The sequence below is a fragment of the Kutzneria buriramensis genome (assembly GCF_003387475.1).
Lineage (GTDB): Bacteria > Actinomycetota > Actinomycetes > Mycobacteriales > Pseudonocardiaceae > Kutzneria > Kutzneria buriramensis.
The window spans coordinates 103,161-129,947 of sequence record NZ_QUNO01000017.1; the positions used below are offsets into that span (position 1 = coordinate 103,161).

The following is a 26,787-nucleotide window of genomic DNA, read 5'->3' on the forward strand; positions in this document are numbered from 1 at the left end:
GCTCAGGGAAAGGGGTGCGGGTGGGGGTTGAGGTCGGCGACGGTCAGCTCCCGGTCGCGGTAGCCGAGCCGGTGCGGCACGGTGAGCAGCCGGGGCAGGTCGTCCAGTCGCCGGTTGGCGTGCCCGAAGGTCATCGGCAGCGTGCCCGGCACGATGACCTTGACGCAGGCGAAGCCGCCGGCGCGGTGGTCCGCCGTGGTCTGGTCGACGACCACCACGTCCAAGCCGGAGTCCCGATAGCGGCGGATCATCTCCCGCACGTCGTCGCGGAGGTCGTGGTGCCGGGGCCAGCGCCACCGGTCGGCCAGGTCGGCGAAGCTGTGGGTCCGCCGCGGCGCCAGCAGGAAATCGAATCGGTCGAAGGCGGCCTCGTGGCAGTACAGCAGCGAGTGGTCGTCCATGATCTTGACCTCGTGCGGGTCGTCGACCATCCGACGTGCCCGCTCCCGCGCCGACCCGTCATAGGTGTCCACGAGCTGGAGCAGATGGGCCAGCTCGTGCAGCAGATTGAGCACCGCCTTCTCCGGCCGGATCGCCGACCCGCCCGCGCACAGCACCCGGGGCCGGTCGGGGCCCGGGGTGCGGTCCACGGCCATTCCCCAGAAGCTCGGGACACCCTGTTCCAGGGTGGTGCAGAAGAGCAGGATGTCGTAGCCGAATCGGCGCCGCAGGTGTTCGACCATCAGCGGGATGGTCCGGTCCGCGGCGGAGAACGGGTCCACCCGGGGCACCGGCATCCGGGCGTGCCAGGTCATCAGGAACGCGTCCCGCTCCGCGACCTCCAGCAGGCCGTAGAGGATCGCCTCCTCCAGACAGCCGCCCATGGCGCAGCCGTTGGAGATCTCGTACACGAAGCGGGGATCCTCCGGCGAGTGCAGCGCGTAGTACGCGTGCCGCTCGGGCACCAGCACGGGTTCGTCCCGGCCGAACGAGTGTCCCCACACCCATGAGCAGTCCAGATCCTCGTCGTAGCGCAGGAACCGGAAATCCGGGCTACCGTAACGGTCGTCCGGATACAGGCCGAGCGTCCTCGGGTCCAGCGCGCGGTCGGCCAGCTCGCGGTACGAGCCGTGCACGACCGTGCGCCGGCCGCCGGGCTTCTCGCCGCCGGCCCGCTCCAGGGCTTCCAGCACCGCCGTGAGCCGGGCGCTGGGCACGTCGTTCGTGCGGCCCCAACCGTTCTGCGACTGGGTTCCGCGCAGCGAGCTGACCGGCGCCACCACCCGCACGAGCGGGGCGTCCCGCTGTAGCAGCAACGGCCGCACGACACCGGCCGCGTCGTCGACGTACATGTCGATCAGCTCGTTGTCCATGGTGGACAGCTCGCGCACCCGGTGCACGTCCGGCGACGGCTTCGGCCGGGACCGCAGCACGATCGGTTCGGCGACGTCGGCCGGCAGCCCGCCGCAGTCGGGGCAGGCCGGGTCCGGCAGGAAGCGATGCCTGCTGACGCCGAGGTCCGTCAGATCGAGCCGCCGGAACGTCCGATCGGCCCGGCCGCGCACCACTTCGTCGAGGACGAGCCCGGCGGCCACGTCCGCGGCCATCGACGTGCACACCGCTGGCGCCGACACGTCGCCGTGCCGCCGCAGCGCTTCCCGCTCGGCGGCGTGCGGGTCCGCGAGCCGGCGGCGGTACGCGGCGCACGTCGGGCAACCGGTGTCGGTCCCGGTGGTAACCGGTCCGATGATCACCTTCCGGTGTTCGGTTCGCACGGGGATCAACCGCGTCCCGGTGTCAGCGCAGGCTTTGCACAGGTCCGCGTCCGCGTCGCCGTCCACCGACACCGCCGCCGACGCGCCGCGCAGTTGCGCCGGGTCGTCAACGACCGCGAAGTCCCGGCTCAGGGCGGCCCGGACGCGGTCGTGCAGGATGCCTCCGGCGCCGGTCAGGACGATCAGTTCGTCACGCATTGAGCAACACCACTCGAAGCACGTAGGGCAGCAGCTCGGCCACCGCCGGGTCGTGGTCGAGCGGCACGACGACCGGTCCGTTGTCCCGCAACGCATCGACGAGCGCGGACTGCGGCGCTACGGCGCGAGCGACGCGTCCGGTGGAGTTCGAGCGTCGCCGGGCAGGCAGATCCGGCACCGGCGGCGGCGTCATCTGGTGCGCCAGCAGGGTTTGCATCAGGCCGTCCTCGACCGCGCTGGCCGGGTCGAGGTGGTTGCGATAGGCGACCGTCCTGCCGTCCAGGCAGAACGCGAACGTCGGCACGCCGGAATCGTCGGTCACGTCGTATACGGTGACCGTGCGGCCGGCCGCGACGAGCAGGTCGAGGTGGTGGGAGGCCGGCAGTGCGACACCGGGGAACGGCTCCCCGACAGCAGAGATCGCGGTGACCGTACGGTGCAGGCAATGTGAGAGCAGCGCTTCCGTCAGCGCCGTCGACCAGTCCCGGCCGGCCGCCAGACCGGTCCGGCCGGCATTGAACACAAGCGAGGACGGCACCAGCTCGACCCCGCCGTCCACAAGGGACATTCCTAGGGTCCAGGCCTGCGCCGGAGGCTCGTCCAGCCACCGAGGGCCGATGTCCGACAGCGGCCAGCCCTCGTCGTCCAGCAGTCGCCGCGCGTCCACCACACTCGCCGCGTACTCGGCCACCGCGCTGAACACCGCGGCGGCCCGGGCGGACGCGCTGTCCGCGCCCACCCCGTGCACACCGTTACTTTCCAGCACCCGCAACGGGAACTGCGTGAGATCGCGCTCGTCGGGCGGGCTCAGGATGCCGAGCACCTCGTCGGTGAGCAGGGGCACGCGCTCGTCCAGCACGTCGTCGTCGAGCGTCGGGCCGCCGGCGAGTTCCGTGATACGCGCCAGCAGATCCTCGGCGGCCGCCGGCTTCACGGTCCAGGCCGCCGCATGTTCGGCCGCACGGTGCCGGCTGGTCCGCAGCGTCTCCAGGTCGATGCGCACGACCGTGCCCGCGCGGGACTCGGCCGTCACGCCGGTCAGGTGCTCGAAGCAGGCGAAAACGGCGTGGCTGGCCACGATCCCCGGCACCGGTCCGGTGAGGTATTCGGTCCGCCGGGACGTGTCGCGGTTCGGCAGCCGATGCCACACGCTGGTCCAGCGGTGCGGTCCGCAGACCGGGCCGACCCAGGCCTCGTCGCCGACGACCACCGCCGGCACGAACACCGTGGCCCGCTCCGCGCACCACTCGTCGAGATCGAGAATGTCCGCCACGACGGGATCTCCGCTGGCGTACAGCACCACGTCGACGTCGTCGATCATGCTCGCCGACACGGATTCCGCGACTGTGATGTCCCGCATCCCGGCTCGCTCGCCGGCTTCCACCGCCGCCGCCAGCACGGGACCCGCGCCCACGGCCAGCACTCTCGCCGTCCGGAACCGCTCGAACCGGCTCTCCGGCGAGTCGACGTACGCCTCGATGAAGCCGATCTCGGCGGCGTAGGCCCGCAGCTCGTCGGCCGACAGCGTGTGCGGCTCGTCCGCCGCCGCGTCTCGTAACAGCTTCGCGTCGTGCAGCGCCACCACCAAGCGTCGCACCATGTCCGCCTTCACCGGTGGCAGCGCCGCCGTCAACTGCTCAAGCGTGTGGTCACCGGTCAGCCGCGGTGCCAGCTTCTCCAGCCAGACATAGGTCGCCGCGCCACGCAGCGAGACCACCTCGCCACCGCTGCTCACCACCGCGCCGTCCCCGTTCGTGTTGGGCGCGAAGAACACCCCGGCCTTCAGTCGTGGGCGCATGGCTGCGATGGAGCTGGACATGGGCGTCACTCCGGCGGTTGTCTGCGGATTGGGGCAACACAACGCACCTTGTCAGGAGCAGCGCGGGCGGTTCATCAGTCGCCGGACTGAAATTCGGACTCACCGCCGGGCCGGGAAAGCGCTCTCCACGAGGTCCGCTGCGGCGACCGCGCCGCCGGCGACCGAGACGTCCCGGCGCATCGCGGCCAGGGCAGCGCGAGTGCCGGGATCAGCGATCACCTGCCGGACCGCACGGCCGATGGCGCCGGCGTCGCAGTCGCCGGCCGAGACGTGCACGCCAAGGCGGAGCTCGGAGATCCGGTCCGCTGTCGCGCGGTGTTCGGCCATCCTCGGCACCACCACCTGGGGAACGCCGAATTCCAGGCCGTCCAGCACGCCGCCCATGCCGCCGTGGTGCACGAACACGTCGGCGTGGGCCAGCACGTCGCGCTGCCGCACGAATTGGTGTACCTCGACCGACGGCGGACAGGGGCCGAGCTCGTCGGGCTTGAGGCCGCCGCCCAGGGCGATGACCAGCCGCCACGATTCGTCGGCGAGGGCGTCCACACAGGACCGGAAGAAGGCGACGTGTCTGTTGTAGACGGTTCCGAGCGAGACGAACGCCAGCGGGCCGCCGGGCCGCACCGGCCGCCACGGCTCCCCGCCGGGCCGGTGCGCGGCGCTCGGGCCGGCGAAGCAGACCTGCGGCCCGAACGTGTCGCCGGCGAACTGGAAGGAGCGCGGCAGGTGGACGACGGCCGGCGTGCCGTCGTCGCCGGTGAGGAACTCGCCGCCGCCGCGATCGATGCCGAGCCGGCCCAGCAGCCGGCCGAGCCCGGCGATCGTCGACGCGAACTCCGGATCGGCGGGATCGAAGTCGGCGTAACCGTCGGCCAGCGACCACTTCCCGTTGGCGGCGAACGTGACGTGGCTGCGCACCGCCGGCACGCGCCACCTGTGGGCCAGCATGCGGCCCGCCCAGCAGGAGGGCGCGTCGTAGACGACGAGATCAGGACGGTCGTCGTGGTAGCGGGCGGACCACTGCGGCAGCACGTTCACGGCCTCTGTCAGCAGCATGCGCGTGATGCGGTTCATGTCGGCCTGCGTGAACCGGTCCGGATTCTCGAAGGCGCCCATGGCTCGTTCCGAGCCGGCCATCGTCGTGACGTAGTCGAGCGGCTCCGCGCCGGCATCGACGACACGCTGCCGATAGGCCGGTGTGCACGGAAAGCTCACCCGGTGCCCACGCCGGACCAGCTCGGCGACCATGCCGAGGGTGGGGTTGATGTGTCCCGCGAACGGAATGGCGCAGAGTGCCACGTGGGCCATGTGATCCTCTCAGCGATCGCCCGATGACGTCGGCCGCCGGCACGACCGGTTCACCGTCCCACAGGCAGTCGCCCCGATTCATCAGTCGAGGGTCTGGGCAGCGCGCTCAGCCACGAGGCTGACGCGCACAGCAGCCACAGCCCGGCGGGTCGATGCCGGCGCAGGTCGAGCCAGACGAGCTTCCCGCGCACCGCGACAATCCACCCCACCTGCCGCTGGGCGGCGTCGAGGTCGCGACCGCGGCAACGTCAGGTGGCAGCCGACCGGCACCCGTACTCGATACCGGCCCTAACCAGCAAGATCACGATCTACGGCTGGAGTACCACCCGGACCGCAGCCGTGGCAATGCGGGCCCGCCTACCCCATACCGCCAGCCGACCGTACCCGCCTACGGGCGTCCTACGAATTCGCCGCTGAAGAATCCTCGGCCGGGTGACATGAAACTGGACCAAAACCTGCCCCCGTTTCACATAGGGTCAACCCCTGCTCGGTTTTGCTCCCCCACGTTCAGTGTGAAGGCCTTGGATCCAGCCGCACATCCCTTGTACCACAAGGTATTCCGCCCACAGCATCGATGCGCCTCGCGATGCGCACAATCTTCGACGAGATCGTCACTCTCGTTCTCACGATGACGCGGCCAGCTCGCCTCGCTGCACCCGGCGACCACACCAGCCATGAGCCCGATCGGGGCTGGCCGGAGTTTGCTGGTAGCTCGTCGGCAAGTTGTCGAGGCGGGACAGGAATCTAACTGTCCAAGTCGGACACTAGGTGCCGACGGCCAAACGAGTACCAACCGGCACCTAACCCTAGCTCACAGCTGGTGGCAGCGTCTTCGACCAGGACAATCCTCCACAAACTACGGTGCAGTTCCCACCGCGCCGGCCGCCGGGCCAAAGCCATCCACGTCCTGCAGCCCGCGAACTCACCTCAGGATGAAAAGACGATCAGTGTCCGACCATGCTGTCGGCCCAGTGCACGACGGCCTGATGGTAGCCGGGCGCGTTGGGCGCGTAATTGATCGAGTGGCCCCAGTCGGGCAGCACATAGGCCTGCAGCTTGGCCGCCGCCGAGTAGTACGGCGCCTCGGAGGCGAGCAGGCCGGCCGAGGAGGAGCAGTCGGTCGCGAGCGGGCCGCACAGGAGGCTGTCCCCGCCGCCGAGGACGACCAGTGCCGGCACGGTGATCCGCAAGGTGTACGGCAGGATCGTGGTCAGGGCCGCGGCGTCGAGCAGCTCGGCGGGCGCGACCACGTCCTTGGTGGCCTCGTCGTAGGCAACCACCTCGGGGATGTCCGGCCCGGGCGCCTGGAAAGCCTGGTAACGGGTGCCCGCCCGGGTGGTCAGGTACCCGGGGTCGAGCCCCCTTTGCGCCATCGCCGGGTCGAGCGTGACCGGGACGAACGAGCCGAACACGGTCAGGTCACCGGGAGGATTGATGTGGTGCGCCAGCCCTGTGATCAGCACACCGTCCACATCGTGGTAGGTACCCGCCTCCAGCACGGTGATGGCCGAGCCGAGCGAATGGCCGCCGAGAATCACCTTGTCGAACTGCGATCCCACCTCGCCACGCCGGATCGCCTGGACCACCTGATGCACCACGTCGGCGTCGGTGACCGCGGTCAGCGACACGCTGGGCGGCGTGGAGCTGGCGCCGGTGCCGAGCCGGTCGAGGGCAAGAGTGGCGTACTCAGCTTCGTTCATCGCGAGTCGGAACGAATTGGTCTCCGGCGTGAGCGTGGGATCCCAGTACACGCTGCTGTATGTGGCACCGGGGACCAGCAACCTGGACGGTGCGCGCGCCTCCCGCCGGTTCGCACAGCCTGCCGTGCATGGTCTCTGGCACCAGCCTGAGCAGCTGCACCGGGAGTTCACATCCTGGCAGGACGCCCCGTCGGCCTGGGCCTGCGCGGGCGCCAGCAGGGACCCGGCCAGCAGCAGGCCACAGGTCACCGCGCCGGCACGGCGCAGGGAATGGCGCTTCACGCCGCGATGACGCCAACGCATGACAACTCGGCGACCCAGTCGACGCCGGCAACGACCGACGAGTCGGAGTCGAAGTCCGAACAATTGAGGACACGGACAGAGACCAGGTGTATGCCCTTGACGACGCCGAACTTCTCCCCGCCGATCAGGTCGGCGACGCTGGCGCCATGGCTGGAACATTTGTTGGATTGGCCACGTAGTCAGGCGTGTAGAGGATGTCCCGGTCCGCCAGAACGGCATCCACCCCGGGCGCGGCCAACTGATTGTTCGCGCCACCACAGACGATCTCGGCTGCACCGGGCACGAGCCGGTAGAGTGGGAAGTCCCGGGCCGGAGGTGAGAACCGATCGCCGCCGATGACGAACGTACCGACGAGCTGGCGACGACCGTGCGGCTGCTGTTCGACGCGGCCAGCGGCGTTGTCGGTCTGGTGTCCCGCACGCATCGGGCCATCGCACCGCCCGCCTTGCCCGACTTCTCCGGCTTCGTCTACGGCTGCGTCAACGCCGGTGTCACCATCGCCGGCGCGGTAGCTGACCTGGCGCTCACCGCTACCGGTATCGGCCAGCACTACCGCCCCCTCCAGGCCACCATGACCGGCCGGCGCGTCGGCGCGGCGCTCAACGGGGCCATCGGCGACAGCCTCACCGGTCGATACGCAGCCCTCGCCACGCCGATGCGGCTGCGGCACAAGGGGATTGACCTGCCGACGACCGCTCTCGCCGAGCGGTGGCCCGATCCGTCACGACATGTGATCGTGATGATCCATGGTCTTGCGGAGAACGAGGAGTGGTGGCAGGGCGGTGACGCCGACGACCGGACCGACTTCGGCCGCTGCCTCACCGAGGACCTCGGCGCGTCCGTGCTGTACGTGCGTTACAACAGCGGCCGTCAGGTCACCGACAACGGACGGGAACTCGCGGAACTACTCGCCGACGTGTTCGACCACTGGCCGGTGCCAGTCGAGCGGCTCTCGCTGGTCGGCCACTCGATGGGCGGATTGGTGGCGCGCAGCGCCGTCCGGCACGCCGACGCGGGCGATTCGGCCTGGGTCGCTGCCCTCGGCGAGGTCATCTGTCTCGGCACGCCGCATCGGGGATCCCCGGTCGAACGCACCGCCGAGTTCGTCGGTCGCACGCTGGGCTCGTTCCACCAGTCCGCACCGCTCGCCACGCTGTTCACGCTGCGCAGCGCCGGCATCAAGGACCTGCGCCACGGCCTTCTCCACGACCCGGGCACGACGTCGCCCGGCCGTCAACTGTTCGTCGCCGCCACCCTCGCCCGGGATCCGGGCAGCTGGCCGGGTCGGGTGTTCGGCGACCTGCTGGTCACACCGGCGAGCGCGACCGATCCGGCCCAGCAAGCCGACCGGCACACGTTCGGCGGCATCGGTCACGCCGCCCTGTTACGGCATTCCCGGGTGTACGCCGAACTCCGCCGCTGGCTCAGCGACTGACCGCGCACCCGATCACCGTGTGGGGCTCGGCAAGTCATCGCTGCAGGTGGCAGCCGGGAACCTTGGTCGGGTAGCCGGGAGGGATCTCACCTCCCGGCTACCCGACCAAGGTGACGCGCCGGTGGGGCGCTGTCACCTGTCAGCGGCGAATCCAAAGGCCAATGTTCAGAATCACCCGTCTGGGTTGCCGGTCCTGGAGATTATTCCTGACCCCATATGGTGCCCGAGAAAACGAACTCTCCAGATTTCCTCCACTTTGACCCCTCACACGCCACACACCATCCACAGTAGACGATCGATTGCGGGCATAAAAATGGTCCCCGACCTGGACAAACATCAGGTCGAGGACCATCATCGAATTGTGGAGCTGAGGGGACCACGTCCAAACCCGTTGCGGCCACTGCACTCAAGTGCAGTACAGCGCGGTTCAATGTAGGTTCAACACGCATCCCTGCTCCAGTTTTGCTCCAGCACGTTCGGTGTGAACGCCCAGCACCATGCCGTGCATGCCTTGTGTCGCAGCACCCTCCGGCCACGACATCGAAACGACTCGCAACATGCCAGTCTTCGAAGAGGTCGCCATCCTCGTCACCATGACGACGCAGCCTGCGGGGTTCCAGACACAGGAACCCCTTGCGCCGCAGGACACTTTGACCCGACCGACAACACGACTCTAGACATATCCACGTCCACGTGACGACGCGCAGAGCGACCAAGTCGTCCCGACTACCGACCCGACAGGTCTCCAAACCGCTACCGCGTTCATCAACAACCTCGCGTACGGCTTCCCCTACGACGACATCGCTGGCCAGTCGTCGCCCATCTCGCACGCAAGCCCGCAGTGACCGGAGGTCGCGGTCGGCTGGTGACACCGACCTGAACTGACCACCCCCAACAACAACACTGCGACTCAGGCAGATCAACCGGGCAGTCCGGGACGGCGCAACTGGCACCGCCCCGGATCGCCGTTAGGCGGCGGGCTTGCTGGTGCCGACGAGGATGCCGCGGCCGACCGTGTGCGGGATCATCGCGATGTTCAGCATGGCCAGGCTGGCGTCCTCCGGCAGGTCCAGGATGTCGACCCCGAGCGCGGTCACGCAGATGACCAGCCGGTGGGTTCCGGTGCCCGGCGGCGGGTTCACGCCGGTGTACGCCCGTTGCCCCAGGTCGTTGGCCAGCGGCATGCCTATGCCGGTGACGTTGTGCGCGAGGCCGCTGGCGGTCGCCGGGATGTCCTTGACCGCCCAGTGCCACAACCCACCCGGGATCGGGGCGTCCGCGTCGAAAGCCGTCACGACCAGGCTCCTCGCTTCCGACGGCAACACCCCCCAGGACAGTTCGGGCGACTCGTTGGCCGGCTGGTAGGACCAGATCGGCAGCGGGCCACCGGCGTCGAACTCCCTGCTGGTGACCGGGAACGCCGGCGCGGGGAACGCGAGCGCGTAGGGGTCATAGCTCATCGTCACTCCTTCGATATCTACAGCATTGCTGTAGATCTGAGAGTACAGCATTGCTGTATAGTTTGGTCAATGAGCGACCTCGACCTGGCCGAAGACCTCCGCGCCGCCATGGGCGAATTCGTCCGCCGCGCCCGTCGACACGACACCGTGCGCCCGGGTCAGGCCGCGGTGCTGGGCCATCTGGACCGCACCGGCCCGCTGTCGATCGCCGAGCTGGCCCGAGTGGAGCAGGTCAAGCACCAGTCCATGACTCGCACCGTCAATCTGCTCGTCGACCAGGGCTTGGTCACGACAGCGCCGGATGAGAAGGACCGCCGGCAGCAGGTCGTGACGATCGCCGACACCGGCCGACACCTGCTGGCGGAGGAACGCCACCGTCGCTCATCGGCCATCTCCCGCGCGATCGCCGGCCTGGACGCCCAGGAGCAGGAGATCGTCCGCCGCATCCCGGACATCCTGCGCAAGCTCGAGCCGTGACCGGGACCGGATGAACCATCCGGACTACCGCGAACGGCGTGGCGCGCCCACTACACCCAAATGCACTCGAAGGGCCCCTCACGGGTGGCGCCGGCAGGTGTCGACGCCACCCGTCACGATCCGTCAGGCGGCCTAGCGGGCGGCCTGGTTCAGCAGGTCGTGGGCCTGGTCCAGCAGCTGACAGCCCTGCCGGTCGACGGGACGACCGTGGAAGGCGGCGTCCACCAGCACGGCGCCGATCCGATTGGTCAGCTTGTGGCAATCAAACACAGCGACGCTGCCGAGGCCGGCCTCCGATCAGCGCACGGGTCTGGCCGGGGCGCACGCCCCGGCCAGACCCCGGTTCAGTTGGTCAGTGTCACGTCGTCGAACAGGGTGTAGGTGGCGTCTCCGGTGTAGTTGTCGTCGTGGCTGGTCAGGGTCAGCGTGTAGCGGTGCCCGGCGACGACCTTCGCGCCCGCGCGCTGCCAGCCGGTGCCGTCCGTGCAGGTCTTGGCCAATGGTGTGGTGGTCACGCCGGTGGTGTTGTCCTTCAACGTCGCCGTCGCCCAGTCCGAGTACAGCTGGTCCGGGCAGTTGACGTCGTACCAGAACGACAGCGCGGTCGACCCGGTCGGCACGGTGAAGGTCTGCGTCAGCGTGGAGTCGCCCTTGGTCGGGGTCGGAGCGCCGGCCTGCGCGGCATAGGCGCCGCTGTGCGCTCCACTGTGGACGACCGTGACAGTGCCGGTGTGCTTCCAGTCCGTCAGATCCGCGGTCTCGAAGCCGCCGTTGCTGATCCCGCCGTTGCCGGACTCGACGGTGAGCAGGTAACTGGTGACGTGGGTGGCCGACGGGCCGGTGCCGACGACGGTGATCGGGAAGCTGCCCGACGGGGTCAGCGTCGAGGTGGTGATCGTCAGCGTCGACGAGCCGCCGGCCGTGACCGAAGTGGGGTTGAACGAGGCCGTCGTGCCGGCGGGCAGGCCGGTGGCGGCCAGGTTGACCTGCTGCGCGGAGCCGGAGGTGACGGCCGTGGAGACCGTGGTCGCGGCGGCCTTGCCGGCGGTGACGACGGCCGAGCCCGGGTTGACCGCGACCGAGAAGTCGTCCTGGGTCTTGCTGGTGCAGCCGGGCAGGGTGAACGAGGTGTCCCGGGTCCGCCAGGTGAAGTCCCCGTCGATGGGGAGGTACTCGTGGGTGTACCAGAAGGTGCAGTTGTCGACCGGGTCGACGCTCATGCTCGAGTAGTCGCCCCAGCGCGAGTGCTTGGTCTGCGAGCCGTCGCCGGCCACCGTGGTCGTCTCGGCCTGGGTCAGCTGGCCGGGCGGATCGGCGGCGATCCGCCCGGTGAGCCGGATCGACGGGTGTTGGTCGGCCGCCGACGCCGTGTAGCCGAGGGCGAGGTTGCCGGCTTTGTCCATCGCCGCCGAGCCCAGCCACCGGTAGGTCGCGTCCGGCGCGTACGTGCCCTGCTGGAACACAGTGGGATCACCGGTCGCGCCCAGCCGGAACTCGTACCAACGCTCGCCGACCGACCCGCCCGCGGCGACCGAGTGACTGACCACCAGTGACTGGTGGTCGCCGAAGTTGCGGTAGGCCAGCCGGTACATCAGCCGGTCCGACAGTGCGTCCAGTTGCTGGGTGGTGTCCGCCTGCGGGACGCACGTTCCGCTGGTACCGCAGGCCGGGGTGTACGCGGCGACGGTCAGCGGCGTCGGCCCGGTGAACGTGGTGTTCGCCGGCGTGGTCCAGTCGACGTGGAACCGCCAGTACACCAGCGTGGTGTTGGTGGTGCCCAACGCCATCTGGACGTTGGGCGCGCCGGTCGGTGGCGCGGTGCCGCCGTCGACGTCGGCCGGCAGGATTCCGCCGTAGGCGTTGGAGGTGGTGAAGCACTGCTGGACGGCGGTCTGCCCGGCGAGCATCGCCGCTCGGTTGAGCGCGCAGCTCTCGGCGCCGAGGAAGGTGGTGCCCGAGGTGTCGAACAGGTTGTAGGTGACGTAGTAGGCGTCCGGCCACACCGAGAGCTTCGGGTAGTCCGGGAAGCTATTGTACTGGAAGGAATAACGGTTGTACGCGCCGGTGGCATCGGAGGTCTGACTGACCGCGACGCACTCGTAGTAGGGCCCCTTGCTGTTCACGTTGGCGAACTGCGCCAACACCCAGCGGCCGGCCAGCGTGTCGTAGCGGACGACCGCGTCGCCGTCGTCGGTGGTCTCGCACGGACCGCCGAAGCCGGTGAACAGGGTGTTGGTGGTGGCCGGTCCGTACTCGGCGGCGCCGGTCTTGGCGAACACCGCGAACGCGCTGTTGACGATCTCCACGACCTGGCTCGCGCCGACGGCCGAGTTCGGATCCGGCGGCTCGCTGGTGACGTTGAAGACGCCGCCCGGGCCGGTGAATCCCTGCCCGACCCCGTCGAAGTTGAGGCCGACTTCCGTCTTCGGCCCCGATCCCGGCGCGGACTGTCGCACCGGGTCAGGGGCCTTGCTCACGGCGTGCGGCAATGTTCCCGGCCGGTCGTCCTCCTCCGGCCCACCGACGGCGTGCCGGGGTTTGATCGTCTGCAGCACGGGTGACGTGTCGTGGTGCAGTTCGGTGATGACGGCGGGGGCCGTGCGGCCGGCGGTCGGATCCGGTGCGGCGGTGGCCGGTTGCGCCGTCAACAGGGTCACCGCCGTCGCGATGACGATGATGGCGGACCGGGGCGGCATTCGTCTCATGGAAGGCTCCAGAGGAATGCGCCGCGGCGGAAGCGCGTGGTCGACAGGGTCGAACGCGGATACTAGGAACCTTCGACGATGCCGAACAACCCCGGTTCGGCAAGAGGCGACGAAGGAGATTCCCTTGCTGGACCGAAAGGTTCACGACGATCGTCGTGAACCTCGGAAATCCGGCGCGCCGCGGCGACCACGCCGTGATCGGCACCGACCGCGAGCGGGACCAGAACAGCGGGAGGTGGGCCAGCAGCAGCACCGGCAGGGCGATGTCGACGGCGAGACGGCCGGCCGGCGAGCCCTGTTGCAACCCGAAGCGCCGTCGGCGGCGCGAGCGCCCGTTCGTCACGAGATTGACGAGGACGCCGCCGACGGCACCGCACTGTTGATTCGGTCCGTCCTGTGCTCGACGCCCCGCATGGCCATGAGCCTGAACTCCGCAGACCTTGATCCCCGTTGAGGCCGACGTGGTCTGCCCGATGGCCGTCAGGTGGTCATACCTTTCAGCGTGAGCAGGCTCTCCGCCGTGTCGGCGATGGTGTCCTCGATCGGCCTCGGCGACCAGCCCAGCATCCGCTGAGCCTTCTCCGAGGTGGCGTCGAAGTTCCGGCCCAGCTGTGGGCGCAGAAGGCGCAGTCCCGGGTTGACGCGTGCAAGGGCTCGCGCCGTCCACAACGGCAGTTCACGCGTGGGCACCTTCGAGGCGCGGTCGCCGAGACGGTCACGCAGGATGGCCGCGATCTCACGCACCCACAGGCTGTGCCCGGAGATCGCGAGAAACCGCTCTCCCGCCGCGGCTGGATCGGTCATCGCCCGCAGGTGCAGGTCCGCGACGTCGCGCACGTCCACGTATCCCATCGCGAACTTCGGCAGGGCGGGCAGATCACCGTCCAGCATCCGCTGCACCAGCCCGAGCGACGGTGAGTAGTCGGAGCCGAGAACCGGCCCGAACACTCCGACGGGGTTCACCACAGCCAGCTCGATACCACCGTGCTGGGCGACGAAGTCCCACGCCGCCTTCTCCGACAGCGTCTTGGACTTCTGATACGGCGGGATACCGGCGTCCACATTGCTCCAATCCGCCTCGGTGAACACCCGCGACCTCTCGGGGTGTCCCATCCCGACTGCCCCGAACGCCGACGTCAGAACGACCCGTTTCACGCCGGCCTCGCGCGCGGCCCGCAGGACGCGCAACACCCCGTCCCGAGCGGGCACGACCATCTCGTCGTCGTTCTTGGGCAGGCTGGTCAGGGTCGGGGAGGCGACGTGCAGCACGTAGTCGCAACCCTCGACCGCCTCGCGCCACCCCGCGTCCTGCTGGAGGTCGGCCTGGCACACGGTCAGCTTCGCGTCCTCGGACGCCCCTCCGGCGCGCAGCATCGCCCGCACCGCGGGCTCCTTCTTCAGGTCCCGCACCGTGGTGCGTACCGTGTGCCCGTTCGCCAGCAGCGCGAGAACACACCAGCTGCCAATGTATCCCGAACCGCCCGTGACCAGTACTTCTGACATGACTGCACCTCACAAAATCTCAGCGGAGAAAGCGTCGGGCGGACCGGCGCCGGTGCCGGCCCTACCCAGGGCTACCGGCCGACGGCGACCGGCTGGCGGAGTGATGTCTGCCGGGCGACCAGCAGACCGCTGCCGAGCAGGACATGGCCGATCATGATCGGGTAGATCACCGCGCGTTCGAACATGCCGATGTTCCACGCCCAACCAGTGAACACGTCGGCCATGAACACGGGGAACGCGACCAGGCCGACGATGCCCAGCACGATGCTCGCGATCCGGCGGCCGCGGCCCAGCCCGATCCGGGCGCCACTGGCGCCGACGACGATCGCCATGACGTTGCCGGCGAGCATCACGCCCTGCGCACCGAACTGGTGGAACGCGATCAAGCCGTTCGCGACGTCCGCGTTGGATCCCTGGAAGATCCCCACCAGGGACACGCCGAGGCCGGACACGATCGCCAGCACGAGGATCGTGATGGGCCGCGGGCCCCGGCGCAGATCGAAGGTCAGCAGCGCGCCGACGATGAGCAGGATGCCGTAGAGGACCCAGCCGGTGTCCATGACCGCGCCCAGCGGGGAGTTCCCGATCTGCCCGAAGGCGACCTGGCTCGGTCCGGTCAGACCGAGGTGGCTGACCCAGTTGTAGAACGGCGAGTAGTGGGGGTGCTGCCAGGCTGCCGCCGTGATGAGCTCGGCCGCCCACGACACCAGTGGGCCGAGGAACAACAAGATCGCGCCGAGACGGGCAGTCGGGCCGGAGCGGATGATGGTCCTCACCGTAGGGCCATTCCCGGCACGCGGGCGCGGATCGCGTCCAACTCGGCCTCGTCGGAGATGCCCTGCCAGTCATAGCGCGGCGTGTACGGCGCGATCAGCGCGCGCACCTGCTCGTCGGTGAGTACCACGTCCAGGGACGCCACGGCGTCGTCGATCTGCTGCACCGAACCCGCACCGACCAACGGAGCGGTGACCACCGGCTGGCGCCGCAGCCAGGCCAGGGCGATCTGGGCGCGGCTGACGCCGTGTGCGTCGGCGACCTGCCCGACTGCGTCCACGATCGCGCGGTTGGACGCCTCCTCGGTGGGCGAGTAGAGCATGTCAGCGAACGCGCCGTCGGTCGCGGCCCGTGCGGTGGACTTCGCGTCGCCCCAAGCCCGGGCCAGTCGGCCGCGCGCCAGTGGGCTCCAGATGATCGTGCCGACGCCCTCGTCCAGGCACAGCGGGATCATCTCGCGCTCTTCCTCGCGGTGCAGCAGGTTGTAGTGGTTCTGCATGGACACGAACCGGGCCCAGCCGTGCTGCTTCTGCAGGTGCAGGGCCTTCGCGAACTCCCATGCGGGCATCGACGAGGCGCCCAGGTAGCGGACCTTGCCGGCCTTGACCAGGTCGCTGAGCGCTTCGAGCGTTTCTTCCAGCGGTGTCGCGTGGTCGTTGCGGTGCACCTGGTAGAGGTCGATGTAGTCGGTGCCCAGCCGGCGCAGCGAGTGGTCGACCTCGGTCATGATCGCCTTGCGGGACAGGCCCTTGCCGTTGGGGCCGGGGCGCATCGGGTGGCGCAGCTTGGTGGCGATCACCACCTCGTCCCGGTCGGCGAAGTCCCTCAGCGCGCGGCCGAGGATCTCCTCGCTGGAGCCGAGCGAGTACATGTTCGCGGTGTCGAAGAAGTTGATGCCGGCGTCGAGGGCGTGCTTGATCAGGGGACGCGCGTCCTGTTCGCCGAGCGACCAGACGGGGTGGCCTCGGTCGGGCTGGCCGTAGGTCATCGCGCCGATCGCGATGGGTGAGACGTCCAGGCCGGTGGTGCCGAGCTTCACGTAGCGCATGGGGGGCTCCTGCGAGAATGAACTTGCGGAGGATTCTCCGCAAGTTCTGCCCAAACTAGCGGAGGATTGTCCGCATGTCAAAGGTGGGGCATCATCGAGACATGACCGATGGGACCCCGAGCACCTACGGCACGCAGCGCAAGGCCGCCGCGCGCAACCGGGTCGCGATCATCGAGGCCGCCCACGAACTGTTCTCGGACAACCCGCTCGTGCCGCTGAGCGAGGTCGCCAAACGCGCCGGCGTCGGCGCCGGAACGCTCTACCGCCACTTCCCCACCCGCGAGGACCTGATCCTGGCGGCCTACCAGCACGACATCGAGCGCCTGACCGTCACCGCGGACGAGGTGCTGGCGCGTCATTCGTCGGCCAAGGCCGCGTTCATCGAGTGGTTCGAGACGCTGTCGGCCTACATCCGCATCAAGCACGGTCTCGGTGACGCCTTGCACAGTGCTGCGGCCCAGGAGGTGATCAGCGCGTCCTGGGCGCCGACCACCGCCGCGGTGGCGAAGCTCGTCGACGCCTGCGTGGCCGAGGGCACCATCGCCGCGGGACACGACCCCGCCGACATCATCATGCTGATGAGCTTCCTGTGGCGCGTCGCGAACAACGACGACGGCATGGCTCAGGGACGGCGCCTGATCGCCGCAGTGTTCTCCGGCCTGAAGGAAGTGCCCCAGCCGATCTGACCACGACCGAGTTGAGCCGTCGCGACTCCTCGGTAGCTCGACTCGAACCAGGGGCGGGCTGCCGCCGGAGGTCGCGGGCAATGGATATCGCGCTGTTGGTCGCGTCCAGTTTGTTCGCCTTGCGGGAGTCCACAGTGGTCAGCTACCTGCCAACCGGATGCGCGCGCCGGAACACCTGTCAGTCGATCACCGTGGGGGCGTGAGCCACATTGGCGTGTCCGGTTTGAGCAGACCGGCCGACGCCGTGCGATTCGGCGATCTTGGCCCCGCGTATTCGCCGGCCGAACTCCTCCCGGTCGACCGACGCCGCCGAGGCTGTACGTGCCGAGAACTGCGTCCGCGCAGGTCAGCAAGCATCGGAACGTGACTGGTCGCCCTCCGGCATGATCGCGGCTCGTGCCGGTCCGCTTCGCCTACCTCGCCGTCACCCACGCCTTCGCCGCGCTGCGGCTACTGCGCATGACCGACCGCGAGAAGGTGATCTTGAAGTGGACGGATCGGCGGTCGGCACATTTCAGCACAGCGGGATGGTCCGGGACGCGATAGCCGGATCGTGCTTTCGGCGCGCGTGGTGGTTCGGCGAGACCAGCGGTGGTGAACCTGATCAACTCAGCAAGCTCCACCGTATCTCTCGGGCTCCGGGCGATGGCCCATTCCTCACAGGGCTCGATCGACGCGGGTGAACCCGGTCGCCTCCGGCTGCTTCTACCCGATCGACGGCACGATCGGAGGGAACACGGATGCGCGTGGCTTCACGGGGTACGGCGGTGGCAGCCGTAATACTCGTTTTGGTCGGAGCCGGGGCCCTGCTGTCGCTCCGTGGCGAATGCGCATCCGGACCAGCCCGGCCGGGTGGCCCCGTTCGCGGTTCCTCGCGTGGCAGGCCAGATGTGAGGGGTTCTCGGTGACATACGGGTCGATCCCGGTGTCGACGGCACGCGCACCATCCTGACGGCTAATCACATTCGCCCAGCCAGTGCAGAGGACGCCTTGCTCGGCGCCCATGGAAGGCAGGCCATCGACTGAGTCGACTCGGCAACCTCGCGTCTACGCCTTGGACCGCTGTAGGAGGGACCAGTTGTTATTCACGGGTCCGGCTGCGTTCAGAGTTCGATCGGTCGGTAGGCCAGCGCCTTGTCCACGATCTCCTCGGGCGACAGTTCTTCGTCGGAGTAGAAGATCAGGTCGCTGATCGCCGGGTGCGGAACCGACTGGTTGAGCTGGTCGATCCACTCGCCGGCCTGCTCGTCGTCCCCCTCGCCGCGCTGGAGGCGGTCGACCAGCGCGATCATCTCGTCTCGGGTGAGGCGTTCCATGGTGCCTTTTCCTGTCATCCGAAGTGGTAGCCGCGGTCGAGGACGTCGCGGTGGAACTGCGGGGTCACGACGACGATGTTGCGCATGTCGTACACGGCGCCGCCGTGCTGGATGGGTGTCACGTGGTGCAGCGCGTAGCTTTTGACCTTACCGACGTGTTGGCTGGAGTGCGCGATCGGCGCGTTCTCGTTCTGCATGCGCCGGACGTTGCTGGGGCTGAACTGGGAGGACAGCTGCGGGTCGTTGCCCACGGCCTTCCAGAATGCCTTGCGGAAGTCGTCGAAGGTGTTGAACTGCTGGCCTTGGAGCTGGCGGGCGATCTGGCCGGGGATGCGGCCGGCGTTGCCGTGTGAGCCGCGCAGCCACTTGCCGTTGACGTCGGGCAGGTCCCCGGCGCCGGTGGCCCGGCCGGGCTGGTTGCGCGGGTCGTCGCAGCCAGCCAGGCCCAGCGGGTCCAGCCAGCCGATCGGGTTCGGCACGTACGCGTTCGGGTTGGGGCCGGCGTCGAGCCCGAGCGGGTCGGGTGCGAGATAGGAAGCGGCCTCGGGGTCGTAGTAGCGGAACAGGTTGTAGTTGTTGCCCGTTTCGGGATCGAAGTACTGGCCGGGGAAGCGCAGCGGGCACTGCGTCTGCTGCGCGGGCGCCGTGAGCTGGCCGCCCCACAGCGCGGCCGGCTGCCGCCACGCCACTGTGCCGTAGGGGTCGACGAGTTCGTGCGGGGTGCCGATCAGGTCGGTGACGATGGCGTAGAACCGGCTGTCGACCCATTCCTGCGGGGTCTGGATCCGTTCGGTCTGGGTGATCGGGGTGAAGCCGCCGGGCTGGTAGTCCCAGGTCAGTGCCTGCCCGCCGGAGTGGATCTGCTCGACGAGGGTCGCGCCGTCCCAGACGAACACGGTCTGCTCGGCGATCTGCCCGTCCGGGCCCAGGCGCAGCTTGGCGATGCGGCGGCCGAGCGGGTCGTAGCGGTACCGCCAGGCGATGCCGTCGGGGGTGGTGACGGCGACGAGGCGGTCGTCGCCGTTCCAGGCGTAGCGCCAGGTTCGGGTCTGCCCGGACAGCGTGCGCGTGTGCCGGGCGACGGCCCGGCCCTGGCCGTCGTGGTCATACCGGCTCGCGCCGGCGGCGCGGGGCAGGGTGCCGGCGTGGGTCCGGTCGGGCCCGGTGAGCACGCCGTTGGGGCCGTAGGCGTACTGCTCACGATGGTCAGGTGCGGTGACGGCGGTGACGCGGCCGGCCAGGTCGAGGTCGAATTCCCGGATCCCGGCGAGCTGGTCGACGATCGCGGTCACCGCGGAGTCCGCACGCAGGCGGTAGGCGCGCCGCTGGACCAGCCGTTCCTGGCCGGCCGGGCCGGCGATGGTCAGGGCCTGGGTGTGCAGGCGGTGGTTGACGTCCCAGGTCTGGGTCAGGGTGGCCGTGCCGAACCGGCGGGTGGTCTCGTTGCCGGCGGCGTCGTAGCCGAAGCTGAGGGTCTGCCCGCCGGCGGTGAGCTGGGTGGCCAGGCCGGTGGGGTCGTAGCTCCAGCGGGACACCGCGCCGGTCGGGGTGGTGCAGGCGACCTTGCGGCCCATCGCGTCGAACGCGCTGAGCAGCGTGCGGCCCTCGCAGGTCTCGGCGATCACCTGGCCGAGCACGTCCCGGGTGAAGGTGAGCTCGGCGTCTTGGTTGGTGGCCTGGATGAGCCGGTCGGCCGGGTCGTAGGCGAACGTGGTGACGGCGTCGGCGGACTCGCGGCGCACGAGCCGGCCCAGCACGTCATGGGTGAACGTCGTGATCTGGCCAGCGACGTTGGTGCGGGTGAGGATCTGGCCGGCGGCGTCGCGGGTGTAGGCCTGGTGGCGGCCGTTGACGTCGGTCTCGCCGACGATATTGCCGGCGGCGTCGTGCTCGTAGCGCCACACCAGCCCGGCCGGGTCGGTGACCGTGGTGAGCCGCAGCTCGGTGTCGTAGGCGTACGCGGTGCGCGCGCCGCCCGGCTCGGTCCCGGCCAGCGGAAGGTCGAAGCCGCCGTACTCGGTGGTGACGGTCTGCCCGATTCCGTTGGTGTAGGAGGTTTCGTTGCCTTCGCCGTCGTAGGTCCACCGCTCGACCGTCCCATCCGGCAGGACCCGCTCGGTGGGGCGGCCATCGACCGTCCACGAGAAGCGGGTGAGGCCGCCGAGCGCGTCGGTGACGGCAACGACCTGGCCCAGATCATTGCGCTCATACCGGGTCACCGCGCCCAGCGGGTCGGTCACGGCGAGGATCTGGCCGGCGGCGTCGCACTCGAACCGGGTGGTCGCGCCAGTCGGGTCGGTCACGGCCGCGATGTGCCCGTGCTCGTCGTAATCCAGACGGGTCATGGTCCCGGTCGGGTCGGTGACGGCGATCGTGTTGCCGTTGTGGTCGAACGCCCGCCGCCACTGTGCCCCGTCCGGCTCGACCACGATGTCGGGCAGCCGGTTCTCTCCGTACACCGCGACGGTCTGGGTGCCGTCCGGGCGGGTGAGCCGGTGCAGGTAGCCGGTGACGGTGTACTCGTATCGGGTGGTGCGGCCCAGCGGATCGGTGCGGGCAAGGAGCCGGTCGTAGGCGTCCCACTCCGAAACGGTCTCGCCGCCGAGCGGGTCGACGATCTTCACGACCTGCAGTGCGTCGTTGAAGTGGTAGGTCGTGGCCTGCCCGAGCGAGTTGGTCATGGTCGTGACCGTGTCGCCGTAGTCGAAGGTGGCGTTGAGCAGGCCGTCGTCGCCTTCGCCGGCCACGCAGCGACCTGTGGCGTCGTAGCGGTAGCGGTAGGAGTGACCGTTGCGGTCGGTCCACTGCGTCAGGCGGCCGGCGGCGTCGTAGTCGAAGCGGTAGGAGCGTCCTTCGGGATCGGCGACCTCGACGAGGTTGCGGTCCTCGTCGTAGCCGTAGCGGGCGACCGGCGCGCCGCCGGCCGACAGCCCGACGACCAGCCCGTCGGCGGTGACGACATCGACCACGTAGCCGCCGGAATGCCGCAGCCGGGTCGGACTGCTGGACGCATCACGGTCGAACTCCACCCGGTGCCCGATCCGGTCGCCGATCCACGTCAACGATCCGTCCGCGGCGAAGGCCAGTTCCCGGCCGGCGTCGAGGTCGGCCAAAACGTAGCCGTCGCGGGCGCGCCGCAGCGGCCAGCGCGGGCCGTCGGCCGGCAGCACCGGGTCGGCGTCCGGGGTGGGGAAGGCCAGCAGCAGGCCGTCCTCGCCGACGAACACCACGCCCTCGGCGTCGATCTCCAGCCGCTGGTCGAGCGTGGAGGCCCAGGACGGGCCGAACAGGCGGCCGGCGCGGTAGGACGACTGGTGCGTGCGGGACAACAGCAGCGCCAGCACGCCCGGTAATGCCAGGTCGAGCTGGGTCATCAGCACATCGCCGGTGACCAGGTCGACCGGGTCGCCGCCGGTGCACTTCTTCACCTTCGGGATGCCGCCGGGCCTCGTGTCCTCGCCCACCTGCTGACGAGCCGACCTCTCTGAGCCCCGCGACCCTCCGACTCGGCTACCGGCCCGGCTGCCGCCGCCCATCGGGTCGATATCGCCCTTGGCGTCCGGGTGCAGCCGCCTCAACCGACTGGTGCCCTGGCCGTCGGCCTCTTCGTACAGGTCGGCGGTGGTGCCCAGCCGCTTGCCAGCGCCTTCCACGACACGGCCGCCCTCGCTGAACACCTTGCCGGTGATCTGGACGCCCCTGCCCATGGCCTTGGCAACCACCGCACCAACGCCGGAGCGGTCACTGCTGGCGTGCGAGACCAAGTTCTGGCCTGCGGTTTCCAGCTTCTGGCCGCCCTCGGCTAGCTTGCCGCCGAAGTCGCTGAGCTTGCTCCCGGATCGACGTAAGTGATCGGGATGCGCGTTGATCTTGCTCACGGCGACCTCCTCCAGCGCCCAGGCCTTGAGAACATCACGCCGAGTGCGATCACCTCAACCGCTCGGCGGCGGCCGCGGCCGCTATCAGCGACCGCCTATCAGAGCGCTGTGCATCTCGTACAGCTTGGCCGACAGCACCTGCGGCGTGGCCGGCGCGGCGGTCAACCACGCCTGACCACCGGCGTTGTGCTGGCGCTGCACAAACCAGCGCCCCGCGTCGGTGTCGATCACGTTGAGCGGGAACGGACACCGATGCCGCCGGCCCAGCCGGTCCCGGACCGCGACATACAACTGCGCCCCACTCGTGCGGGGCAGCCCCACCAGGCGCCGCAGCTGCTGCACTGCGGGATTGCGCTGCTGGCCGGCGAACACGCTGAACTCCTCGTCCCCACCGACGCTGCGAGCAGTGCCGTCGATCTCGCTGGCCGGCACCGTGATCGACTGCCCGTGTCCGGCGGGGGCCGCCGGGAGTTGCGCGACCAGAGCGTCCGCGAGTGCGTCATGGCGCACCGGGTGCAACCCGAGTGTGTCGCCGTTCAGCACCGCCAGCACTCCCCTGGTGCTTGTCGTGGTCGCCAACGCGGACACCGGCTTCGGGCGCTGCCGGTCCCCGATCCACCCGAAGAACTCGACTGCCGGCTTAGCCAGCGCCCGGAACGTCTCCAGCAGGTCGGGGTGAACCCCGTGTTCCGAGTCGAACAGCCCCGCCTGGCTCAGCTCCTGCCCCGCACGCACCGTGGCCTGCGCCAGCCGGCTCATGTCGCTGGTGTCCAACGGCACGAACAACGCCTCGTGCTGGACGTCGAATCCTTCCGACATCCACGTCAGCGCATACGTCTCGTCGGCGAGGACGACGCTGGTCCGCAGCATCGTCATTCGCCGATCACGCCGCCGGGAGGCAACGCCGTCGGCAAATCGCCGGTGATCTCGTTGCCGTGCTCGTCGGTGACCAGATAGGCCGCGGTCTTGTGCTCTTTGTCTTCCTCCTTCTTGCCACCCCGGCCACCGGCGCCAGCAGCACCGGCGCCAGGCGCACCGGCCGCGCCACGGGCACCGGCCAGACCGCCCCGACCCGCCATGGCCTCATCCCCAGCGCCCGGCCCGGCAGCGCTGCCCGCCCCCGGGCCGCTTCCGCGTGTGGTGCCGGACATCCCATTGCGCACGCCAGCACTCCCAGATGCCCCGCCGCTGCCGCCCGCCGTGGATCCGCCGGGGCCGAAGCCGCCCATGCCGTAGCCACCGCCGGTCCAGCCACCCGAGCCCGTTCGCGAGCTGTCAGCACCGCCGCTGTAGCCACTGGGGTCGGCCCATCCCGGCGTGCCGCCGGCACCGGGCCCGCCCAGGCCGGTGTAGCCGGCCACATTCGTCCCGGTTGGTGGGGTGTAGCCCGGCGGCGTGGAATACCCCGGTGGGAGACCGCCCGGCTGCGGTCCGCCCGAACCAGGCCCGCCAGGAATGCCGCCCGGCTGCCCGCCCGATGGTCCAGAAACGACGCTGGCACCCCGGCGTTCGCCACCAGGCGGACCGGAGTAGGTGCCCGGCCCCGTGATGCCCGGCCCAGATGGCCCGGTAGGCCCCGGCGCCGGACCGGTGGGGGTCGCGGTCGCGTTCCCGTCGGAAGGGATAGACGACGCGTGCGTCTTAGTCGGCGGCTGGTAACTGGTGTATGCCTGCTGGTTGCCGTGGGCGCCGGCTTGGTAGGCCGCGACCTGCGTAGCCGTGTCGACTTGGCCGATCGGGTCCATCGCGATCGGGTTCATCTGCGGAGGGTTGTCCGCCACCTTCACCACGGAGTTCTTCGTGGTGGTGAACGTCTGGACCTGGTTGGCATAGGCGGCCTGCTTGATCGCGGCGTGCTCGCTGACCTTGGTGAGCGCGTCGTGAGCGTTTTGGATGGCCTGTTGGGCCTGCTGGGAGGCTTGGCCACTGCAGCCGCCGGCCAGCAGGGCTTTGGCCGAGGCGACGGCGGTGGCGCTGCCGGTCAACGATTGGTTGATCGAACCGAGCGTGGCGTGTGCGGTTTGGTAGGAGGGGGTTCCGGGGCCTTCGTGGAACCAGCTCCAGATCTGTTTGGGGTCCAGCCCCGGCATAGCGCCGTCGAAGAACACTTCATCGGCGAAGCCGTCGATGCCCTGCTCGATGCGCTGGCCTCCGGCAGAATCCCCAGTGACGACCGTGTACACGCCGCCGACGGCCCATCCCGTGGCGTGGCCGACGGCCTTACCGGCCTCGTCAACGGCATGTGTGACGGCGTGGCCGGCGTCGCTGAGGGCCCTCCCAGCTGCGTCGAGAAAGTCACCGAACCCCATTACTTCCCCGCTTTGATCGTCGCGACTACGGCTTCGGCCACGGTGCGATTCCGAGGGCAGGGGTTGGTCATGTCCGGCGCCGCGTCGACGCCTGTTTTCAGGTTGACCAGGACGTTGACGAACAGCGCGTTGCTCACGCCGACCGAGACGACACAGTTGCCCTGCTTGGGATCGTCGTTCTGGGCCGTCACTGCCGGGTAGCCCTCAATGTCCGGCAGAGGCTGGAACACCTGGTAGGTGTCCTTCTGGCTGTAGATGCCCGCGAGCCCCTGACCTGCCGTCACGATGTAGACGGCCAGGTCCATCTTCGATGGACCAGTCTGGTTGTCCCAGTGGCATACAGGCCCAAGCGGGTCGGTGAGGTCTGGCTTGCCAGCCGCCGTGATCGTCAGCTGCTGCAGCTGCGCGGCGGTCAACACCGAACACGGCGCCTTCTGGAACGCGGCGGTGTCCAGCGGGTGCGCAACGTTCGGCACCCCGGGGGGAGCGGTGTCCGTCGAGGACGCGGAGCTCGGCCCTGCGGTCCCGCCAATGGACGGCGGGTTCGAGCAGCCGGTCATCATCAGCACTGCGCCGGCCATCACCGCTACTGCTGCGCGTCGCACTTAATTGCCCTTCGTCGTCAAACCGTGAGCACCAGACTGGTCAGCGTCGGTGTACAGCTTCTTCATCGCCGTCAGATTGTCGATGATGTCTTTAAGCTGTTGCTGGGCGGTGACGATGTCCTTGGTCGTCTTCGGGTGCGATGCCTGCATCGGCTTGTGGAACGTGTTCACTGTCACCGGGTCACTGCCCGGTGGCACTGTGTTCTCCAGCGTCTTCGCCTGGTCGATGACGTGGCTCAGCTTGTCGTGTTCGGCTTGTATTTGGTTGATCACCTGTTGGATTACGTCCGGATCGGCGGAGAACCCGCCGCCCAGATCCACCCGCGCCATGCCACGACCCCCGTCGCTTGGTCCAACCCCATCTAGTCAAGACAGACGCAACCCACGTCGTGCCGGTTCCCGAGAGTACAGAGCATGTCCACGCAGCGTGGCCGCTTCTCCGCGACAGCGATAGACCGAACGGGTGACTCCCACCCCTGGTCCGCCGCGAACGCCCCATCGATTGCTTGAGGACAACGCTGGCATCCCTCACTACCGAAGTTCGGCAACCTCAGGCAATCTCAGCCGGCGCTACCCGCCCCGCGGGCGGCCCGTCCGCCGGTGGCTACTCTCGATGGCATCCGCAGCTCACGAAGGACTGGCCAGTGGCAGACCGGCTACCACGCACCTCGTTCTGCGTGATGGCCAGCGGCAGTCCCGGACTCGCCAACTACGAGGAATTCACCCGCCAGCGCGACGCCAGCGTTCTGCAGATCATCGACCGCGCGGCTCCGTCGCCAGCAACGGGAAATCCGATCTGCCGCTGGCGGGTTCCCTTGGGGGCCGCGGTGCCAAGACCATCCGCCCGGCTGTGGCGATCACCGACCACAACGACGCCGAGGGCGATCTGCTACGCCTGGTCTGCGCCGACGCCCCGCCCCCGCGGACCGAACGTACGGAGCCCCCGCTGTTCACCTTCGGCCTGAGCCGAATGCCGGCTGCGGGACAGCGTCATGCGCTACTACTTCAAATGCCTGCACAGCGGCCAAGACCCGAGTCCGCCGAGAACCTGGCGATGGCCATCACCACCGCCCTCCGGGGAACACCGCTGCTCCTGCTCCCCCAACCGCGCGACCTGCACTCGCGGTGCGGGCGATTCGCCCGCGCGACCCTCGGCACTGCCGGGGCCGCCGAACTCAGCGTGGGACTCTCCGACGCGGTCAACGACCTCCTGTTCCCGCGTCTGCACACCCACTCCGACAAGGTCCGTCTGAGCCTCCCGCTGCTGTCGGGCGCGACCGACCCGTTCACCTACGCCGACGCCGTCACCGACCTGCTCGACGTCTGAGTCGACAAGGACCTCGGGCACGGCTACCACCCGCGCGACGGCTGGCCGTGGTTGTGGCCGGGGACAGCGGCGAAACCGATTGGGTGTTCGCCTTCGACCACGGTCGGGTGTGGATCGCCACCGGCGGCGCGTGGCGTGCCCGCTGATACCGCAATCGCGCTAGCAATAGGAAAACCCCACGGAGGAGGAGTTGAACTAAGCCCTGGGAGGGCCGACATCAA

24 protein-coding genes are annotated in these 26,787 nt (G+C 69.2%); 7 read left to right on the top strand and 17 right to left on the bottom strand.

The genetic code is table 11. The features are described 5' to 3' along the window. Positions 1-2 precede the first annotated feature (2 nt). From BCF44_RS40355 to BCF44_RS40370, 4 genes are all read right to left on the bottom strand, one after another. The gene (locus BCF44_RS40355; protein ID WP_170218004.1) at positions 3-1,913 is read right to left on the bottom strand and encodes a TOMM precursor leader peptide-binding protein; all 1,911 of its coding nucleotides are present in this window, start codon (positions 1,911-1,913) and stop codon (positions 3-5) included. Further along, positions 1,906-3,711 (bottom strand): YcaO-like family protein, encoded by a 1,806-nt coding sequence (locus BCF44_RS40360; RefSeq protein ID WP_170218005.1) that lies wholly within the window; start codon positions 3,709-3,711, stop codon positions 1,906-1,908. The genes BCF44_RS40355 and BCF44_RS40360 overlap by 8 nt, the downstream gene beginning before the upstream one ends. 120 nt (positions 3,712-3,831) lie before the next feature. Then, positions 3,832-5,040, bottom strand: coding sequence for a macrolide family glycosyltransferase (locus BCF44_RS40365; RefSeq protein WP_116179785.1), 1,209 nt, complete (start codon positions 5,038-5,040; stop codon positions 3,832-3,834). Between the two features lie 944 nt (positions 5,041-5,984). Next, positions 5,985-6,791, bottom strand: a complete 807-nt coding sequence (locus BCF44_RS40370; protein ID WP_342775700.1) for an alpha/beta fold hydrolase — start codon at positions 6,789-6,791, stop codon at positions 5,985-5,987. Between BCF44_RS40370 and BCF44_RS59010 the strand changes: the two genes are divergently transcribed. Further along, positions 6,769-7,032, top strand: coding sequence for a hypothetical protein (locus BCF44_RS59010; protein WP_342775706.1), 264 nt, complete (start codon positions 6,769-6,771; stop codon positions 7,030-7,032). The genes BCF44_RS40370 and BCF44_RS59010 overlap by 23 nt on opposite strands. A 135-nt stretch (positions 7,033-7,167) precedes the next feature. On the opposite strand, the gene BCF44_RS56985 is transcribed toward BCF44_RS59010, so the two are convergent. Continuing rightward, positions 7,168-7,467, bottom strand: coding sequence for a hypothetical protein (locus tag BCF44_RS56985; RefSeq protein ID WP_211353450.1), 300 nt, complete (start codon positions 7,465-7,467; stop codon positions 7,168-7,170). Between BCF44_RS56985 and BCF44_RS40380 the strand changes: the two genes are divergently transcribed. Further along, the gene (locus tag BCF44_RS40380) at positions 7,453-8,478 is read left to right on the top strand and encodes an esterase/lipase family protein (protein WP_147328814.1); all 1,026 of its coding nucleotides are present in this window, start codon (positions 7,453-7,455) and stop codon (positions 8,476-8,478) included. The genes BCF44_RS56985 and BCF44_RS40380 overlap by 15 nt on opposite strands. Positions 8,479-9,446: 968 nt before the next feature. Here BCF44_RS40380 and BCF44_RS40385 read toward each other — a convergent pair. After that, positions 9,447-9,938, bottom strand: coding sequence for a YbhB/YbcL family Raf kinase inhibitor-like protein (locus BCF44_RS40385; RefSeq protein WP_170218006.1), 492 nt, complete (start codon positions 9,936-9,938; stop codon positions 9,447-9,449). Between the two features lie 69 nt (positions 9,939-10,007). Here BCF44_RS40385 and BCF44_RS40390 point away from each other — a divergent pair, with 69 nt between their 5' ends. Further along, complete coding sequence (locus tag BCF44_RS40390; protein ID WP_116179788.1) at positions 10,008-10,415, top strand: MarR family winged helix-turn-helix transcriptional regulator; 408 nt, start codon at positions 10,008-10,010, stop codon at positions 10,413-10,415. A gap of 132 nt (positions 10,416-10,547) precedes the next feature. Here BCF44_RS40390 and BCF44_RS56025 read toward each other — a convergent pair whose 3' ends face one another. Together BCF44_RS56025 and BCF44_RS40395 are read right to left on the bottom strand one after the other, a co-directional pair. Further along, on the bottom strand, positions 10,548-10,685 hold the full coding sequence (locus BCF44_RS56025; RefSeq protein ID WP_170218007.1) for a hypothetical protein: 138 nt from the start codon (positions 10,683-10,685) through the stop codon (positions 10,548-10,550). 74 nt (positions 10,686-10,759) lie between these two features. After that, on the bottom strand, positions 10,760-13,120 hold the full coding sequence (locus BCF44_RS40395) for a hypothetical protein (RefSeq protein WP_147328815.1): 2,361 nt from the start codon (positions 13,118-13,120) through the stop codon (positions 10,760-10,762). 235 nt (positions 13,121-13,355) lie between these two features. Here BCF44_RS40395 and BCF44_RS40400 point away from each other — a divergent pair, with 235 nt between their 5' ends. After that, a complete protein-coding gene (locus tag BCF44_RS40400) occupies positions 13,356-13,574 on the top strand; it encodes a hypothetical protein (RefSeq protein WP_116179790.1) in 219 nt (72 codons plus the stop codon). 26 nt (positions 13,575-13,600) lie between these two features. Here the strand turns inward: BCF44_RS40400 and BCF44_RS40405 are convergent, their stop codons facing one another. The 3 genes from BCF44_RS40405 to BCF44_RS40415 all read right to left on the bottom strand — a co-directional run bounded on the left by BCF44_RS40405 (position 13,601) and on the right by BCF44_RS40415 (position 16,445). Next, positions 13,601-14,623 (bottom strand): SDR family oxidoreductase, encoded by a 1,023-nt coding sequence (locus tag BCF44_RS40405; RefSeq protein ID WP_116179791.1) that lies wholly within the window; start codon positions 14,621-14,623, stop codon positions 13,601-13,603. A 71-nt stretch (positions 14,624-14,694) separates the two neighbouring features. Then, positions 14,695-15,399, bottom strand: a complete 705-nt coding sequence (locus BCF44_RS40410; protein WP_116179792.1) for a DUF998 domain-containing protein — start codon at positions 15,397-15,399, stop codon at positions 14,695-14,697. Then, positions 15,396-16,445, bottom strand: a complete 1,050-nt coding sequence (locus BCF44_RS40415) for an aldo/keto reductase (protein WP_116179793.1) — start codon at positions 16,443-16,445, stop codon at positions 15,396-15,398. The genes BCF44_RS40410 and BCF44_RS40415 overlap by 4 nt, the downstream gene beginning before the upstream one ends. Before the next feature lie 101 nt (positions 16,446-16,546). On the opposite strand from BCF44_RS40415, the gene BCF44_RS40420 reads away from it, so the two are divergent. Both BCF44_RS40420 and BCF44_RS56030 read left to right on the top strand, forming a co-directional pair. Then, complete coding sequence (locus tag BCF44_RS40420; RefSeq protein ID WP_116179794.1) at positions 16,547-17,131, top strand: TetR/AcrR family transcriptional regulator; 585 nt, start codon at positions 16,547-16,549, stop codon at positions 17,129-17,131. A 396-nt stretch (positions 17,132-17,527) separates the two neighbouring features. Beyond that, positions 17,528-17,677, top strand: a complete 150-nt coding sequence (locus tag BCF44_RS56030) for a hypothetical protein (RefSeq protein ID WP_170218008.1) — start codon at positions 17,528-17,530, stop codon at positions 17,675-17,677. 557 nt (positions 17,678-18,234) lie between these two features. Here the strand turns inward: BCF44_RS56030 and BCF44_RS40425 are convergent. The 6 genes from BCF44_RS40425 to BCF44_RS40450 form a co-directional block, all read right to left on the bottom strand. Next, positions 18,235-18,447 carry a bacteriocin immunity protein gene (locus BCF44_RS40425; protein ID WP_116179795.1) on the bottom strand — a complete coding sequence of 71 codons (213 nt, stop codon included), beginning with the start codon at positions 18,445-18,447 and terminating at the stop codon, positions 18,235-18,237. A 14-nt stretch (positions 18,448-18,461) separates the two neighbouring features. Beyond that, a complete protein-coding gene (locus BCF44_RS40430; protein WP_116179796.1) occupies positions 18,462-22,325 on the bottom strand; it encodes a DUF6531 domain-containing protein in 3,864 nt (1,287 codons plus the stop codon). Between the two features lie 84 nt (positions 22,326-22,409). After that, positions 22,410-23,201, bottom strand: a complete 792-nt coding sequence (locus BCF44_RS40435) for an ESX secretion-associated protein EspG (RefSeq protein WP_116179797.1) — start codon at positions 23,199-23,201, stop codon at positions 22,410-22,412. Further along, entirely contained in the window at positions 23,198-24,634 is a 1,437-nt protein-coding gene (locus tag BCF44_RS40440; RefSeq protein WP_116179798.1) for a hypothetical protein, read from the bottom strand. Before BCF44_RS40440 ends, BCF44_RS40435 begins: the two co-directional genes overlap by 4 nt. Then, positions 24,634-25,215 (bottom strand): DUF3558 domain-containing protein, encoded by a 582-nt coding sequence (locus BCF44_RS40445; RefSeq protein ID WP_147328816.1) that lies wholly within the window; start codon positions 25,213-25,215, stop codon positions 24,634-24,636. The genes BCF44_RS40440 and BCF44_RS40445 overlap by 1 nt, the downstream gene beginning before the upstream one ends. A 24-nt stretch (positions 25,216-25,239) precedes the next feature. Further along, positions 25,240-25,569: a hypothetical protein gene (locus BCF44_RS40450; protein ID WP_116179800.1), complete on the bottom strand. Its 330-nt coding sequence runs from the start codon at positions 25,567-25,569 to the stop codon at positions 25,240-25,242. 520 nt (positions 25,570-26,089) lie between these two features. On the opposite strand from BCF44_RS40450, the gene BCF44_RS58100 reads away from it, so the two are divergent. Next, entirely contained in the window at positions 26,090-26,566 is a 477-nt protein-coding gene (locus BCF44_RS58100; RefSeq protein WP_246016083.1) for a hypothetical protein, read from the top strand. The last annotated feature ends 221 nt before the right edge of the window (positions 26,567-26,787 follow it).